Source organism: Ruegeria sp. ABF4_144 (assembly GCF_056160045.1).
In genome coordinates, this window is sequence record NZ_JBSWWK010000002.1 from 75,358 (window position 1) to 91,696 (window position 16,339).

12 protein-coding genes are annotated in these 16,339 nt (G+C 54.5%); 5 read left to right on the forward strand and 7 right to left on the reverse strand.

Annotated features, from left to right (window positions below):
* Positions 1–24: 24 nt before the first annotated feature.
* The 6 genes from ACXAGD_RS18755 to ACXAGD_RS18780 form a co-directional block, all read right to left on the reverse strand.
* Complete coding sequence (locus ACXAGD_RS18755; protein WP_475212822.1) at positions 25–1,245, reverse strand: GTP-binding protein; 1,221 nt, start codon at positions 1,243–1,245, stop codon at positions 25–27.
* Positions 1,242–3,434: an exopolysaccharide transport family protein gene (locus ACXAGD_RS18760; RefSeq protein ID WP_475212824.1), complete on the reverse strand. Its 2,193-nt coding sequence runs from the start codon at positions 3,432–3,434 to the stop codon at positions 1,242–1,244. The genes ACXAGD_RS18755 and ACXAGD_RS18760 overlap by 4 nt, the downstream gene beginning before the upstream one ends.
* On the reverse strand, positions 3,431–4,543 hold the full coding sequence (locus ACXAGD_RS18765) for a glycosyltransferase (RefSeq protein WP_475212826.1): 1,113 nt from the start codon (positions 4,541–4,543) through the stop codon (positions 3,431–3,433). Before ACXAGD_RS18765 ends, ACXAGD_RS18760 begins: the two co-directional genes overlap by 4 nt.
* Positions 4,544–4,637: 94 nt before the next feature.
* Entirely contained in the window at positions 4,638–5,756 is a 1,119-nt protein-coding gene (locus tag ACXAGD_RS18770) for a glycosyltransferase family 4 protein (RefSeq protein WP_475212828.1), read from the reverse strand.
* Positions 5,753–6,700, reverse strand: a complete 948-nt coding sequence (locus tag ACXAGD_RS18775; RefSeq protein WP_475212830.1) for a glycosyltransferase family 2 protein — start codon at positions 6,698–6,700, stop codon at positions 5,753–5,755. The genes ACXAGD_RS18770 and ACXAGD_RS18775 overlap by 4 nt, the downstream gene beginning before the upstream one ends.
* 49 nt (positions 6,701–6,749) lie before the next feature.
* Entirely contained in the window at positions 6,750–7,976 is a 1,227-nt protein-coding gene (locus ACXAGD_RS18780; RefSeq protein WP_475212832.1) for a polysaccharide biosynthesis/export family protein, read from the reverse strand.
* A gap of 300 nt (positions 7,977–8,276) precedes the next feature.
* Between ACXAGD_RS18780 and ACXAGD_RS18785 the strand changes: the two genes are divergently transcribed.
* From ACXAGD_RS18785 to ACXAGD_RS18805, 5 genes are all read left to right on the forward strand, one after another.
* Positions 8,277–9,521, forward strand: coding sequence for an O-antigen ligase family protein (locus ACXAGD_RS18785; protein WP_475212834.1), 1,245 nt, complete (start codon positions 8,277–8,279; stop codon positions 9,519–9,521).
* Between the two features lie 518 nt (positions 9,522–10,039).
* Complete coding sequence (locus ACXAGD_RS18790) at positions 10,040–11,275, forward strand: sugar transferase (protein WP_475212838.1); 1,236 nt, start codon at positions 10,040–10,042, stop codon at positions 11,273–11,275.
* A 66-nt stretch (positions 11,276–11,341) separates the two neighbouring features.
* A complete protein-coding gene (locus tag ACXAGD_RS18795) occupies positions 11,342–12,394 on the forward strand; it encodes a UDP-glucuronic acid decarboxylase family protein (protein ID WP_475212839.1) in 1,053 nt (350 codons plus the stop codon).
* Complete coding sequence (locus tag ACXAGD_RS18800) at positions 12,391–13,593, forward strand: glycosyltransferase family 4 protein (protein WP_475212840.1); 1,203 nt, start codon at positions 12,391–12,393, stop codon at positions 13,591–13,593. The genes ACXAGD_RS18795 and ACXAGD_RS18800 overlap by 4 nt, the downstream gene beginning before the upstream one ends.
* A gap of 51 nt (positions 13,594–13,644) precedes the next feature.
* Positions 13,645–15,099: a lipopolysaccharide biosynthesis protein gene (locus ACXAGD_RS18805; RefSeq protein WP_475212842.1), complete on the forward strand. Its 1,455-nt coding sequence runs from the start codon at positions 13,645–13,647 to the stop codon at positions 15,097–15,099.
* A gap of 23 nt (positions 15,100–15,122) precedes the next feature.
* On the opposite strand, the gene ACXAGD_RS18810 is transcribed toward ACXAGD_RS18805, so the two are convergent.
* Complete coding sequence (locus ACXAGD_RS18810) at positions 15,123–15,866, reverse strand: LuxR C-terminal-related transcriptional regulator (RefSeq protein ID WP_475212844.1); 744 nt, start codon at positions 15,864–15,866, stop codon at positions 15,123–15,125.
* Positions 15,867–16,339: the final 473 nt, after the last annotated feature.

Genomic DNA, 16,339 nt, shown 5'->3' on the forward strand with positions numbered 1-16,339 from the left:
TTTAATCTCCTTTACGGACGGAGCTTATCCTTGGTTGTTGGGCATCAGCGCAGCGAGCTTGTTTCGCATACCGTCAGCGGGCTGCACAGGCAGCGGAGGTTGCCATGCTGTTGGGGTCGATACACAGGCTTCCAGTGCGCTGATGATCTTTTCCTTGTTCATTTGTCCTGTGCCGATAAAAACCAGTTCCTGTCTGCGGTCACCAAAAGGTGGTCGCCAATGTCGCCGAATCTGGGTGCGCACGCGTGGATCTGCGGGCCAGTGTTCCGCAGGGGTGGCCACCCACCAGCGCCCGGTTGGCGTTATGGTGGACAAATGGCCTGCCAAGCTGAAATCAAAGGCTATGCTTGGACGTTCGGCGACCCAGAAGTGACCCTTGGCGCGCAGCACGCCGGGCAGGTTGCCGGTCAGTAGTTTCTGAATACGTTTTTCGTCGAACGGTTGACGCGATCGGAAGCAGAAAGACGACAAATCATACTCTTCTGATTCCGGTACATGATCTGCATGTCCGTACATCTCTTTGTACCACATCGGATGGCTTTTCGCCACGGACGGGTCGAAAAGCCGTGTGTCCAGAATGGCACCCGGATCGACCTTGCCAAAGTCCGTTTCTATCAACCGGGCATCGGGATTCAGCGCTCGGATAACTTGACGCGCGCGGGTGGTTTGCTCAGGGCCGGCCGAACTGATCTTGTTCAGGACAATGATGTCCGCGAATTCGATTTGGTCGACCAACAGTTCGACCAGCGTTCTTTCGTCCTTGTCATCGCGAACCGGGCCGCGCTGGCGCAAAAAGTCATGGCTTTCAAAATCGGCAAGTAGGTTGACCGCGTCCACGACCGTGACCATCGCGTCCAGCCGAGCAATGTCACTGAGGCTCTCGTGATTGCTGTCGCAGAACTCGAATGTCGCAGCCACCGGCAAGGGTTCTGAAATACCGGTGGATTCGATCAGCAGGCAATCAAACCGATCTTCAAGCGCAAGCCTGCTAACTTCTTGCAACAAGTCATCCCTCAGAGTGCAGCAAATGCATCCGTTCGAAAGTTCAACCAGTTCCTCTTCGGTGTGGCTGAGTTGCGATCCGCCGCGCTGCACCAGTTCAGCATCAATGTTCACTTCTGACATGTCATTGACGATGACCGCGACGCGCATTCCCGCGCGTGCGTTGAGGATCTGGTTCAGCAATGTTGTCTTTCCTGCGCCCAGGAAGCCCGACAAAACCGTTGTTGGTAGCCTTGTAGTCATGAGTTTCTGGCCCCCTTCCAAAACAGGTTCCAAATCTTCGATTTGCCTTTTGCATTTTCTTTGGTCGTCAGGGTCATTCGGTCGGTAAAGCCGTATTGGCTGTGCCGTTCCGGCTGCACATCGACAATCAACGAGTAGGCCGGGGCAATTCCGGACTTGCTCAGCAGGCCGTCACTCAGTTCGGCCTCAGACTTGGTGGTCTGCCCCCAACGCATGACCAACAACTTGGCCTCGACAAGCTGAGCAAACCTGAGTGTTGCCAGCCTGTGCAAAGGCGGAGCGTCCACGATCGTGACGTAGTGACCAGCTTCGGCTTCGGTCAGAAGCGTGCTCATCTGGGTCCAGAAGCGTTCGTCCCGCAAATCGTTGCCATGGAGCGCGAGTTTATCGAGCTTTTCACTTTGACCGAGGACGATACCGCCGATTGTCGCGGGGCTGGAGGTCAAGCCGTCTTTGGCGTCAGCGACCTTATTCAGGTCCACAAACAGGACTTTGTAACCCTTCTCGATCAGTTCCTTTGCAATCCAGTGTGCGCACAGAGTTGACGAGCCGGCATCGGATGTCGGACAAACCAGCAAACTTGAAGGGAAATCGCCATGATTTCCTGCCTCAATCATGAAGGTTGTACTGCTGAGAAACTCAGAAAACTGTGCGTCCGGTACCCAGCTCAGGGGATCGCTTGCGGATGAGTCTTCATGCGGTTCGACACGGGGAAGATAACCCACGGGCACGAGGTGGCTAAGCTGCGTAAGCTGTTCGTGGCTGCGCACGCGATTGTCCAGAAGCTCCAGAAGCCCCGCCAAAGTCAGCGCGCCGATCAGGCTGACTAAGCCGACGGCCATCAGGTACATTTTGCGCCCTGGCCCCAGTGGTTTGCGTGGCACAATTGCAGGAGATAAGACTTCCAAAGTCACCAGTTTGATCTGCCCTTCGGCCATCAGACTGTTTTGCCGGTACTCCAGCAACGCTGCCAATTCTTCCTGTTCTCGCAACGCCAGGGTCAAGCCTTCCTGCTGTCGGGCCGCATTCTGGTTTTCGGCCAGCTGGCTACGTGCAGTTGTGATGTTGCTGTCAACCCCTTGGGCTTGCTCTACGATCTGGCTTTTGCGCAACTCAACCATTCTCGCATAGGCCGCGAGTTCTGATCTGATGTCGGCGCGAATGCCCTCGGCACGGGCACGTCCGCGCACCACCGCCTCAAACTGTTCGCCGTAGGTGGCTGCGATGTCTTCCAGATCACGCATTTGCAGCAGAAGTTCACGTCGGAGATCGCCCAAAATCGCGGGTTCATGCAACGCTGGAACCGCAAGGTCCTGTTGGGCCAATTCAATCGAAGTCAGTATCGTGTCTATGTCTGCAAGTTCTTGCATTAGGCGCGCGCTAAAGGTTTCAAGCCCGGCCAGATGGCTGAGGATAGCAGTAGAGGTATCTTCTGAAGCTTCGCCGCTTTTCTCCGCTGCTTGTTTTAGCTCGGACCGCGTTGCTTCGGCCAATGAGTGAGCTGTCTCAATCCTAAGGCCCAACCAGTCGGCCGCGTCTTCGACCTCACTTTTCCAGCGCGCCTCTTTTTGAGCGATGTAAGTTTCGACCACGGCGGTTGGGACCTCAGCTGCCAGCACCGGGTCTAGTGATTTGAAAGAGACAACGACGACGTTACTTTGCCTTTGTCTGTAAATGGACAAGGCATCGCGGTATTCTAACAATACGCGGCGGAACGGATCTTGGGCCTCGGGGTCGTCCTGAGATGACGGTGACCCGAAAGAGCGTATCCTACCCAAGAGACGGCTTATCAGGCTTTGTGGCCGTAATTCCGGGTTGAATTCTTCAGTGTTGGCCAGATCGAACTGTGCGATGACGGCTTCGGCATTCTCGACAGACCCCAGTCTTGCGACTTCGGTCACGATATCGACTTCGGCCAACCGGATCTCGGCCGCCTCGGCCAAAGCGACAACGGGTGTCTTAAAGATCAGGACTCGCGTTTCGCTGTAGTACTTTTTCTCCATCCCCAACAAAAAGGGTATCGAAATCAGGCAGGCCCCAATTGTGATGGCCGCAATCAGGAAAAGGCGCCGACGCAAAGCCCAGACCGCCTTGAGCCACCCCATGTCCTCTGTATTCAGGGATTCCTGCGGCGGTGATGCCAAGGACAGGCGGTTTGCAGGGTCCAGATGTAGCGGAGGTACCGTCATGTAGACACCTCCGCATACCGAGAGGCTTGCCCCAGTTTGCCGTAGAGGGCGTCAAGCTGTTCGACATATCCACCGATCCCGAAACCGGACAGGTACAGCTGTCGGCCTTGTTCCGCGATCCGCGCGCGTTTGGTTGGGTTTCGGATCAGATCCGAGAGCGTATGCGCCAATGCTGTTGCATCCCCGACCGGGACGAATACGCAACTTTCATCGTGTTGCAGAACCTCGTCATGGGCTCCGACGCGCGTGGTGACGACAACCAGTTCATGTGCAAGCCCTTCTAGGACGGCCATTGCAAAGCCTTCGGCATGTGACGGGAGCACTAAAATGTCTGATCGAGCGCAGAGAGAACGCGTTGTGGGTTCGTCAAGCCAGCCGGGCAGGTTAACTTTGTTCTCTAGGTTCAAGTCTGCAACGTCTTGTCGATATTGCTCAACTGGTCCGTCGCCAGCAAGTGTCGCACGCCACCCGTCATCTGGCATGTCAGGGTGAGACAGCGCATGCAACAGTTCCGGCACGCCCTTTCGTGGGCCGAGGCGGCCCAGAAACAGGATTTCGACAGTGTCGCCTTCTTCTTTTGGGTGTTGACCAGGGTCTGGAACGCAATTGCGAACAACTGAAAGCTTGTCGGTTGGCACCTTTAGAACGTCGTGGACCATGCGAAAATCTCGCTGACCCAGAACGATGACGTGTTCCGCTCTGTTGAACAGTTTGCGGATCGCGCGTTGTTGCCATTCGGGGCGGCGCAGGTAGTCGGCCTCGTAATCATAGTCGTGTAGGTGAAGGATGTAGCTGCATCCAAGCCAGTGGGCCCACGTCCCAAGGATAAGCTTGCGTGCGGTGCTGCCCCTGCCGGCGATATGGATGTGATGAAGCCTGCCCGGTTCCGAGACCCGATCAGTCATCAGCGTCACAAGAGCAGACAGCAAAAAAAACGGAGAATAGAGCGGGTTCCAGCCCGCGCCCCGTGTATCTTTAATGATATGGGTCGACTTCTTTCCAGGGGCGGACAGAATATTGCCCGCCAAACGACCGATGCCGCCGCCGTGTTCGTGCCCGCCCGCGATATAGTGGCGGACCGATCCCACGGACGGCCTGAAAACACGCATAATAGTTACCCTTGGTCACAAAAAAGATTCTAATACGTTGAGTGTCCGCTATGCGCGGCGCTGCGACAATTAACGCAGCTGATATCGCCATTAATCAATTTGGTTGGGCCAAGGCCGGCGTTTGAACGATCTTGCGGTACAGTTCGGCCGTCATACCCCCAATGGAGGAGGGAGCGTTCTGGCTCTCTGACCATTTGATAGCGTTTTCACCCAATTGGGTGAGGAGATTCGGGTCACGGGCCAGTTTCAGCATCGTGGCGGCCAGTTGCGATGGTGCGCGCGGCGGAACAACCAACCCAATACGAGGAGGCTCGACCGTTGCCTTCAACTCTCCCGTGTCAGAGACGATAACCGGTTTTCCGAAGGCAGCAGCCAAATGGAGTACCCCACTTTGCGAGGCCTCATCATAGGGCAACACGACCAAATCGGCGTCTACGAACTTCTGGGCAACGTCAATATCCTCGATGAAACCCTGCTGGATTTCATAACGTTCGGGGTGCCCCATGAGGTGTTTGAGATCATTGGGATTATCACCCCGGCCAGCAATCACAAGGCGTAATTCGGGTAGGTCGTCACTCAGCTGTTTTTCCGCCTCGATCAGCGTGGAAAGACCCTTATAGGCAAAAATCCTGCCGAACAGCAGCACGACAAACTCGTTACTTGGCCGCGAGCGGCGCAGACCAGCCTCTTTTGCAAGATCAGCGTATCGGCGGATCGCCGGATGCGGGATCGAGTGAATGTGGCTTTCCGGTTTGTTGAAGGTATTGGATGCAGCTTTGTGTAGGCCATCACCATGAACGATCAGATGTGGTGACTGTTTGGCCATCAGCCGATTGCCCCAACCGGGAAGACGAGCGGTATCCTTGTCGCCCGGGTGCAAAGTCACATCATGCACGGTTGTAACCAATGGTCTTTGGCGCCAGACGGGCATCGCCAAGTTAAACCAGAGCGACGTGTTGCTGAGCAAATGAACGACATCCGGCTCTTTGGAGTCGATTATGCGGGTCAAACGCCACAGAAAGGCTGGGTAAGAGGGGCTGCGGGTCCGCGGCCAGTCCAGCAGTTCGACTTTGACCCTTGGGTCAATCCAGCGCTGCAGATGCTCGTAATGCTTGCGCGACAGCAAAGCATGAACTTCCACGTGATGTGCAAGCCCATTGACCACCGCGATCGTATAGTCGACGGGGTCGGCACTCACGAGCACCGCCTTCATGACATCTCCGATGCCGGTTTAAGCGGGTCTCGGCGCAGCTGAGCAACGAGGCGCGCGCAGGTCCGGGCGCGCCGCAGGACATTCGGCTCACCGGGATCGCGCAGACCTTTGAGGACCAAAGTCAGGATGTTGTTGGCGTCCGGGGTGCCCAATCGCGCCGCGGCAGCCTGGTAAGGGAAATGATCCGCGATATCCAGCCGTTCCTGTCGGCCATGCTCGGCTAGAAACTGATTGCTCACATCGACAGTTGCCCGCCAATGCGCCATTCGTTTGACCAAAGTTTCCTCGTCGTCTGTGGCCCTATACCAGTTATTGTTGTGAATTCTGTAGTACCCCAACGCCTGCGGCAGTGCGACGACCGGCGATAGAAATGGCAGGATTCCGGTCAGCCATGCGTCCGCAGATATCCGAAAACTGTCGGGGATTGCGCCAGCAGCGTCCCAGGCGGCACGTGTAACCGCCAGAGATGAGGTCATGGGAAACGGCCAGCATCCGCCACTTCGCTTCAATCTGGGCGCCATTTCTCCGGCGCAAAGGCTTCGCGGAATCGGCGCAAAGGCGTTGCTTCCGTCCAAGTGGACAGGTTGCAGCCGATGATAGACCAGACCTGCGTCTGGGTTTTCGGCAAATGCATGCAGTGTTTCGCGCAGCTTGGTCGGAGCCCACCAATCGTCTGCGTCCAGAAACGCCAGAACCGGCGCCCGGGAATTGGCAACGCCCGCGTTGATCGCACTGGCTTGCCCGCCGTTTTCCTGAAAAACAGCCTTTACCCGGTCGCCATATCCTTCAATGACTGCGCGGGACCCGTCCTTGGAACCATCGTCGACCACGATGACTTCGGCGTGCACGCCTTCCTGCCCCAATGCCGTTTCAATGGCCTGAGGTAAAAAGCGTTCGTAATTGTAGTTATTGATGAGGACACTCACCTGGGGTTCAAAAGACATAAACCTGCCCCGGACAACTAGTTACCAAAAAAAATACAGTCAGAACTCCTTAGCCGGGCAGGGCCGTTTCGATTTTAACTTCCAGAACGTCGCCCGGTTGAATCAGGGTGCCCGGCTCGGCCGTAATGGTGTTCATCTGACCCGCTTCCATCCGGAGAATTTCCATCCTGGCAATCGGCTCGGAAAGAGAGCTGTCACTGGTCTGGGCAAGGCCGACGACAAGCAGTTGTGCTCTTAGAGCTTGCATTGCGGCTTCGATCTGAACTTTCTGTCGGCGTGCTTCCTGCAGTTCGTTCTGAATCGTGATGCGTTTCTGTGCTTCGCTGTCCGACGCTTCGTATCTGTTGGTTTCCTTGGCTTGACGCGCACGTGCCGCGAAGGCTTGGTTCTCCAGCAAGTCCCGACCAAGCTGAGACCTCTCGCGCATGAGCTCCTGCAAACGAGAGGTTTGCATCAACCCGCGTTCAACCAATTGGCGCGCGTTCTCCAGTTCTTCACCGTGGACTTCGCCTTCTTCGCGTTGAAGTTCGGCTTGTTGCTCCAGTATTTGAATTTCGGTGTCCAGAAGATCGATCAGGTTGCCGCGGTGCTGTTGATGCGCCGATTGGCGGGACAAGCGTTCTTCCAGCAGCTTGATTTCGCTAGCGACGGTGTCCGAAACCATTTGTTCATCCAGCGTGCCAGCTCGGTCGGTCGGGGTTTCAAATTCAGACTGATCCGCCAGTTCAGCCGCCAATCTGGCAATGCGCGTGTCAACCTGTAGCAATTGAAATGCATTGGCCTGACTTTGGGCGACAGCGTGGATCAGTGTTTCGGAGTCGAATTCTTCCCCTTCGGTTCTCAACTTCATTCCACCGGCCGCAATGACCGCTTGCCGAACAGTCATGCCGGGCAAATATGTAATTGCGCCCGGCTTCGCCACAGCGCCATCAACGTATACAGGCCGGTACTTTTCGAATTCTACCAGCACCACAGGCTGGCGCATGAGGCCCCGTGCCGCCAATTCCACTTCGATCAAAGTACGAATTTCATCGAGACTTCGCCCCGCAACCTCGATCCCGCCGAGTACGGGTAGAATGATGCGCCCGTCAGCATCGACGCGCGCTTCGCGCGAAAACAACTTTTCATCGAAGACTTCAATCAGCAACGTATCACCGCGCTCGACGGTCGTTGCAGCGAAAAGATATCCCGGGGCAGACACGAGCAGGGCTAAAATAAACACCCAGCAGCGGCCATGCTCCAAAATTCGGAGCGCATTCACGAGGTGGTTGGCCATTTTGCAAACACTTTCACTAAAACTTAGAGACACTCACACAAACCGACCCGAAAAAAGCCGGGCTCAATAGAAATCTATAGCGCTTGGAAATTCGACGGTATTAGGCGGATTGGTAAGGTCCTTAGGCCTTTTGGTGGGGTGTATCATAAAACCTATCCAAATGGAGAACCAATTTATCAAACCGGAACTTCGACTCAAAAAATGAGACGCGCTATCATTGGCTGCATTTTTCGTTTTTGAGGCCCGTTTAAATTGTTTCCGCGCGACGTTTCCCAGGCACGTCTACCGACTTGGCGCAAGTTGGAATGGGTCGGCTGTTCCTTCAGCCTATTTATATTGTCCGGAGCCGTTTTCCCTCTGCTGTATTCGCTGGACGGGGTTTTGGATGGGTCCGAAATGGCGACCCTCAGGAAGATAGCACTTCCGATGTACGTCATTACTTTGATTTTGCTCCTTCGCCATTTGTCGCAATTCATGACGATAGCATTTCGTAGCATTCCGATGCTAGTTTTGATGGGTTTGCCCTTCTTGTCAGTGCTTTGGTCAATTTCCTCTTCGATCACGCTGCGCAGGTCTGTTGCGCTGCTGATGTCGACGTTACTGGCATATTTGATCGCCATGCGATTTACACCGCGGCAACAAACCCTGCTATTTGCGATCGTTCTGACCGGCGTGATGGTCTTAAGCCTGTTGATGGCTGCAGGGGCGCCTCATATGGCATTTGCTCCGGGTGAAACGGCGCTGCGCGGGCTCTTTGCCCATAAGAATGTTTTCGGTTGGTTTTCAAGTATCTCGGTTTTGCTGGGTGTTGCACTCATTCAGGACCCCTGGCTTAAGATGCGGCGTGTCGGTTGGTTTTCGGCGATATTGGGTTTTACCTGCGTTCTTCTTTCACAATCGGCCACCAGTCTTCTGGTCGCGGTTGCGTCCATCGTGTTCTTTATGGCCTTTCGCTTGATCGAACGATCTAAAGGACTGGGGCGGGTCGTTCTGATCTTGCTGACTCTGCAAGTGATCGCGATCATTCTCGTGTTGCTTGCAGTGTACCTGCTTCCGCTTCTTGAAGCTTTGGGCAAAGATGCGACGCTTACGGGCAGAGTGCCTCTATGGGCACTTGTAGATCCCGAAATCGCCAAGCGCCCCCTTTTGGGCTATGGGTACGGGGCGTTCTGGTCCGAGGCGAACGGGGTTGCTTACTCGATTTACAGCGAATCCGGCTGGAGCCCACCACATGCTCATAGCGGTTTCAGGGATCTCTTGCTTTCAGTCGGTTTTGTCGGCGTCGCGGTTTTGGTTTTTGTTATAGTGCAATCGCTTATCCGCGGGCTGACCCTGCAGTTCGCGCGGCCAGATGACGGGTGGACCTGGTGCAATTTGATGATTGCCTTCTCGTTGATCGTCAATCTTTCGGAAAGCACTTTCCTGATGCAGAACGACCTAATTTGGACGATGACGGCCACGGCTATTTTGACCATCAACTTCCACTATCCGTCTTTCCGACCGAAACTTTCGAGGCACCAGCGTTTGGCTATGGCTGCCGCCTAAAGCTGTTTACGATTCTCTGAAAGGCCGGGCATTTCGGGCCCGTCGTAGCCGAATGCACCTATTGGACAGGTTCGTAAGCCGTTCGGAGGCTTATGTTTAGTGCAATGTCTGAAAGTACTAGGGTTAATGTACCACAGGGATTCCTTTAGTTAGGTTCCGGGTTACTCTCGTTCGGCCTAGGCTGATCGCAGATATGTTACCGATTGTTCTTTTTTTTGAGTACTGAGATGACGGATACCCCAGTCAGCTGGCCTCCTGACAGAGATTATAGCATTGACCCATCGGGCGCGGTGAGTGAGCCCGAAGCGATGTCAGTTAGCGAGACCACTAGAGCGAATATTTTTTACGGCGCGTCTAAAGGAAGCGTTCAAAGCCCTTCTGTTGCAGCGGCCAGCGAGCGTTTTTCGCAAGATGTTCTGCGTAATCACAAACCCCGAGTTGCGGCGCTTGGCCTGACGGTCGCTGACCTTTTGCTTGGTGCGTTTGTCGCGGGATTTGCGGTTTTAACGAGCGCGTTTTTGCACGTCGTAGCAATTGCACCAGTGGTTCAGACATTCGTCGTAGCGGTCGGCGCACAGATCATTCTAAAATCGTTGTTTGGTCTTTACCCTGGATATCTGCTGCGCCGTGAGGTTCGGTTGCGCAAAAGTTGCTTGGCTTGGGGCGGTGCCGCGCTTGCAGCGTCGCTTTATGCTATGACCATTGATATCTGGACCATGGGCATTGCTTCGCTGATTGCTGTTGCATTGGCGCTTTTCCTGATCACCGCCGTGGCGCAGATATTCGGGCGTAGGTTCGCAATACGCGTCCTCTTAGACAACGGGTTTTGGGGGCGATCGTCAGAGGTGTTTGGCGATGAAGGATCGGTCGACGAATTCACCCGGCTGATGCGCGCCGATCCGGGATACGGTGTTTCTCTGGTCGGGGCAGGGTGTGGAAACGACCTGAACGAGCCAAAGATTGCGATCTGGGTAAGTGCTAACTTCCCGAACAACCCGACCCTGCAACGGCTCCTCAAGTCTTACTCCGAAGTTGTTATCCTGTCGGATGTGTGCGGCTTGTCGCATAACGGACGGTGTCGGCCGGTCAATGCAGACCACATCGGTGTTCGCTTGACCGGGCGCTATGGACGAACCGCTGTTCCGTTCGGAAAGCGTGCTTTTGATCTGTTGGTCGCCATTCCGGCGTTGATATTTGCGGCGCCGACCATTGGCCTGGCTGCCTTGGCGATCCGCATTCTCGATCCCGGTCCGGTTTTCTTTTCGCAAGAGCGCGAAGGTCTGGACGGGCGCAGAATTCACGTTCTTAAACTTCGCACTATGTATTGCGATGCCGATACTCTGCTGCAGCAACTGCTTGAAAGTGATCCAGAGGCACGCAAGGAATGGGAAACCCATTTCAAACTGCGTAACGACCCGCGCATCCTTCCGTTTGTAGGCCGATTTCTACGCGTCTTCAGCCTGGATGAGCTGCCCCAGATTTGGAATATCATTCGCGGGGACATGAGCCTGGTCGGGCCGCGGCCTTTCCCGATTTACCACCTTGAGGCCATGCCTGCCGAGTTTCGCCACCGTCGGGCGTCGGTGATGCCGGGGCTGACAGGCGTTTGGCAGATTTCCGACCGCAGCAATGCTGATCTGGAGCAACAGATCGCGCTGGATTCCTATTACATCGAAAACCGGTCGTTCTGGCTGGACGTATCAATAATACTGCGCACTTTCTCGGCAGTTCTTACCGGCAAAGGTGCGTACTGATATGCTGGAACGTTTTTTCTCAGTTTTTTTCCGCTTCGAAGTCAAATTCCAAGAGAGGACTTAAGTATGACCGACAACAAGCGCATTCTTGTCACCGGAGGGTCGGGTTTTCTAGGCTCATTCCTGTGTGAAAGCCTGCTGGACGACGGTCACGACGTCCTGTGTCTCGACAATTTTCTGACCGGATCCCGATCCAATGTCCTACATCTTTTGGACCATCCCCGGTTCGAACTGGCACGCCACGACGTCACCATGCCGTTCTATGTGGAAGTAGACGAAATCTACAATCTCGCCTGCCCGGCATCGCCGGTGCATTACCAGCTGGATGCTGTCAAAACCATCAAGACAAATGTTATGGGTGCGCTGAACATGCTGGGTCTGGCAAAACGGACCAAGTCCAAGATTTTCCAGGCGTCGACAAGTGAAGTCTATGGTGATCCGTCCGTCCATCCGCAGCCTGAAAGCTATTGGGGCAACGTGAACCCAATCGGGCCTCGCTCTTGTTATGACGAAGGCAAGCGTTGCGCCGAGGCGTTGTTTTTTGATTATCACCGTCAGTACTCGGTCAATATCCGCATGGCCCGCATCTTCAATACCTATGGTCCGCGGATGAACCCGGATGATGGTCGTGTCGTGTCGAACTTTATCGTTCTGGCCCTGAAGGGTGATCCGGTGACTATCTATGGCGATGGCACCCAGACGCGGTCGTTCTGCTATGCCGACGACCTGATCCGCGGCTTCCGCGCGCTTATGGATGCGCCGGATGATGTCGAATTGCCGATCAACCTTGGCAACCCCGGCGAATTTACAGTCCGAGAGCTTGCAGAGCAGGTGATCGATCTGACGGGATCGTCCTCACCGATTATTTTCAAACCCCTACCGCAGGATGATCCGCTGCAGCGTCAGCCGGACATTTCCCGTGCACGTGCGGCCTTGGGTTGGGAGCCGAAGATTCAACTGCGCGAAGGTCTGGAACGGACAATCGAGTATTTTGACGCCTTGCTGTCGGCAAGATCCTCCAGCTCGTTGTTCAAACAGGACAGATCCGTGCGAGCACCGTTTACGCCAAAGCTCAAGCCCGCGTCGAAGCGGCATGAGCACAACGGGGTCAGGCTTTGAAGCTACTCGTCTTTGCGCACCGCCTGGAACTGGGTGGTACACAGATCAACGCAATAGACTTGGCAGCACAGCTTCGGGACAAGCACGGTTTTGACGTGATCGTTTTCGCGACCGAGGGGCCGGCTTTGCAGCTTTTGTGCCGCAAGAAACTGACATTTGTGCCAGCGCCCGATGTGCGCTGGCATCCGTCCGCGAAGCGTATGAAAAGCCTGCGTAAAATCGTCCAGCAGTTCCAACCGGACCTAATCCATGCCTGGGATTGGTGGCAGGGAATAGAAGCTTATCTTGGCGTGCATCTGCCCTATCGGACGCCTTTGGTCATTACCGATATGATGATGTCATTGACCCGTGTTCTTCCGCGTCATGTCCCGACTACATTTGGTTTTGAAGGGCTACGGCAGCAGGCTGATCAGGCAGGTTGGACAAAAACCCATGCGCTTTTACCACCTGTCGATATCGTCGAAAATGCCCCAGATGCCGTTGATGGGGGGGCGTTTCGGCGCGAGTATGGGGTCGGAACAGATGAAATTGCTGTCGTCTCAGTGTCTCGGTTGGCTGAATATATGAAAGCGGAAAGCTTGGTTCAGGCGATTGCAGCCATGGACCATCTGGCAGGGGAGCTACCTTTAAAACTGGTGATTGTCGGCAGTGGCGAAGGGCGCCCTCGACTTGAGGCCCAGGCGTATCAGGTCAACGAACGGTTGGGTCGTAAGGCAATCGTGTTTACCGGCGCGCTCAGCGATCCGCGCCCGGCCTATGCCGGCGCAGATATCGTCATGGGAATGGGCGGATCTGCCCTGCGGGGGTTGGCATTTGCCAAGCCGGTGGTTGTCGTGGGGACCAACGGGTTCGCCCGCACGTTTTCTCCTCAGCTTATTGATCTGTTCCAACGGACTGGGATGTATGGCTATGGGGATGGGGCTGGTCGAAACAGTGCTTTGCAAGATGCACTGCGTACACTGGCGATGAACCCGCGCCAAAGGCAAGATCTGGGCGAGTTCGGCCGCAGTTTCGTTGTTTCTCATCATGGTCTAGAAGAGGTTGCAAGCAGGTTCGCAGAATTCTGCCGCGAGGCCGCCACCGAACCACCGAGCCGTTTTCCGGACGCCGCGCGCAGCGCGTATTTTTACTTACGCGAACGACGTTTCCGAGTACCCTCAAGAGATAGTCTTAAACGTGCGGCACCCGCCGGGCGATAGTTCGGAGAAGGAACCGATCTTTATGCTGGCTGATGCGGAAAAAAGCTAACAATGGTCCGGCGATCCTTTGTCTTTGCATTTATTGACAAATCAGCAGGCGCTTTGCTTGCGATCATTACCATGGCTGTTACTTCGCGGCTATTGACGCCGGCCGAGGTCGGGCTGTTCATGGTCGCCAGCAGCATGATCCTTTTGATTGAGGCATTCCGTGATTTTGGTGTAGGGCCGTTCCTGATCCAGGAAGCGGAATTGACGCCCGAGATCACGCGCAGTGCGGTCACCGTGATAGTGGTGATGTCTTTGGGCCTTGGCCTTGTTGTGTATTTTTCGGCTGATGTGCTGGCCGGAATTTTCAGCAACTCAGAACTGGCCGGATTAATCCGCGTTGCTGCATTGGCTTTTCTGGTTGCCCCAATCGCCACGCCGTTGTTGGCTTTGCTTAGGCGCGACATGAATTTTGGGGCCGTCGCACGGATCAGTATTTTTGCAGCCGCAGTAAACGCTGCGACAGCAATATCCATGGCTGCACTGGGGTTTGGCGCTTACAGCCTTGTTTGGGGCTCTGTGTTTGCTGCATGCGCCAACATGGTGGGCGCGCTGATCTGCTTACCGAAATGGTGGATTTTTCGGCCCAGCTTTCAATATTGGCGGCAGGTTTTACCCTTTGGGGTGTGGTCCACCATCATCACCATTCTTGGAATGTTGTATGATTCAATGCCGAGATTGATCTTGGGCCGATTCCTTGGGTTCTCGGCCGTGGGGATATTCTCGCGATCCGTGTCGCTGACGCAATTGCCGGACAGGGTGTTTCTTAGCGCGGTTCAGCCGGTCATTCTGCCTGCTTTCTCGGCGCGATCCCGAGCCGGAGAGGGCATAGTAGAGCCCTATCTGCTAGGTATTTCCTTTGTCACAGCGTTGCAGTGGCCGGCATTGCTTTGTCTGGCGGTGCTGGCGGATCCGTTGGTGCGACTCCTGCTTGGACCGCAATGGCTTGAGGTGGTGCCCTTATTGCGGATCATCGCCTTGGCGTCATTTGCGCTGTTCCCGATTTACTTTTCATATCCGGTGCTTGTTACTGTCGGTCGAGTGCGAGAGATGGCCTTTATCTCATTGATAACATTGCCAGTCTCTACGCTTGTTGTTTTGGTCGCGGCCCAATCCAGCCTGTTTACAGTCGCGTGGAGTCTCTTCTTTGCCAACGCGTTCCAAATGATCGTGATGCTTTTTGTCGTGCGTCGCCATGTTCCGTTTACCTGGAGGGTGTTGGGCACTGTGCTTGGAACCAGTCTGCTCGTAACTGCAGGGGCGGGTGCAGTACCCGTCCTTGCGATTGCTTTTTGGGGAGCAGATCTGAATGTTTGGGCAACGCTATTCAGTGTGCTAGGAGCTGCAGTAGGGTGGGGTGCCGTTCTGTATTTGACCGGCCACCCCATCTCCTCCGAGATTTCAAGAGTTATTCAGCGCATTCCATGGCTTCAGTCGCGCCTGGGATCCAAGTCCACTTAAGCAGTAGGCCTTGGCTAAAGCGCTCATGTCTTGGCAGCGATATCCATTTCGATATTTCCGTTCGCCAACTCGTTCAGCTTGAACGCTGCCTGGGTCCGGTTCGTCGCCTGGAGCTTGCGCATAATGTTTCTGACATGCACCTTGACCGTGCTTTCCCGCAGGTCGAGTTGGTAGGCGATAGTCTTGTTCGCGGCGCCCTGTTGCAAAGCGCGGGCGACCGCAAGCTGTCGTTCGGTAAAATAGCGTTCAAGGCCATTCTCGGCTTCTTGACCCGCAATGGCTGCGCCTCGCAGGGCGAGAATACTCTTGCGCGGAATGACAACGCTTTTGGTTGAGGAAATGCGCATTGCTTCGATCAGATCGTTCAATCCCACATCCGGTGGAATGTAGCTGGCTGCACCACATTCAAGCACATCGAACAGGGCATTCAGATCGTCGCTTTTGGAAAGCACAATGACCTTCCGGGTTCCTGCCTTATCGACGAACCGACGCAGTTCCTCTTTCGTTTCTGTCTCCAGAACCCCACTTTCTTCGAGGCTGTAGAGGACCACCTCATTCGTGTCAGCGCCATCGAAACTCTCTTCCCACGCGTCAGGAGAATCAAAGCACCGAATTTCGGCTTCTGGAAAACGGTATTTCAGCGACGTCGAGATACACTCGCACTCAAGCGACTGTTGGGATATGACGCTGATTACCTTGGTATCTTCTGGGGTATCAGCTTCAATGGTATCAACTTCTGCACCTACTTCACCCTTTAGGTTATCCAAGCCCCTAGCAAGGTGGCTGGACCTATTGTCTGGCAAATTCTTCATTTGGACCCCCGTCCACACTAATCGTTAACTACGGTCCCAATTCGGTAGAGCCTGCTATGCTACCATCCAAACGCATTAGCGGTTCAGCATGTGTGAATTGGGTTACTACTCTCTTCCCCCTCCTTTTTCGCCATCAATGCAAAAACGGCTATATTTGATTTAGAAAATGCAATTTTGATTCGATTAAGATCATAACATGATAACCGTGTTTGGGCGTAATCCTCCACCTTTTGATCGTTCATAATCCACTTTAACTATTCAACTTGCTCGATTTTTGATTACTGTCTCAAAAATGGGGACAATTGGCGGGCAAAGTTAATCTCTGTGAAGAAGTTAAAAGCCTAAAGTTTATGCGTTTAATCTTAATAAGTGCGCGCATTGCGCGATTTATCGACCGATTGATCGCCCAAATGGATGAGATCAGCCTA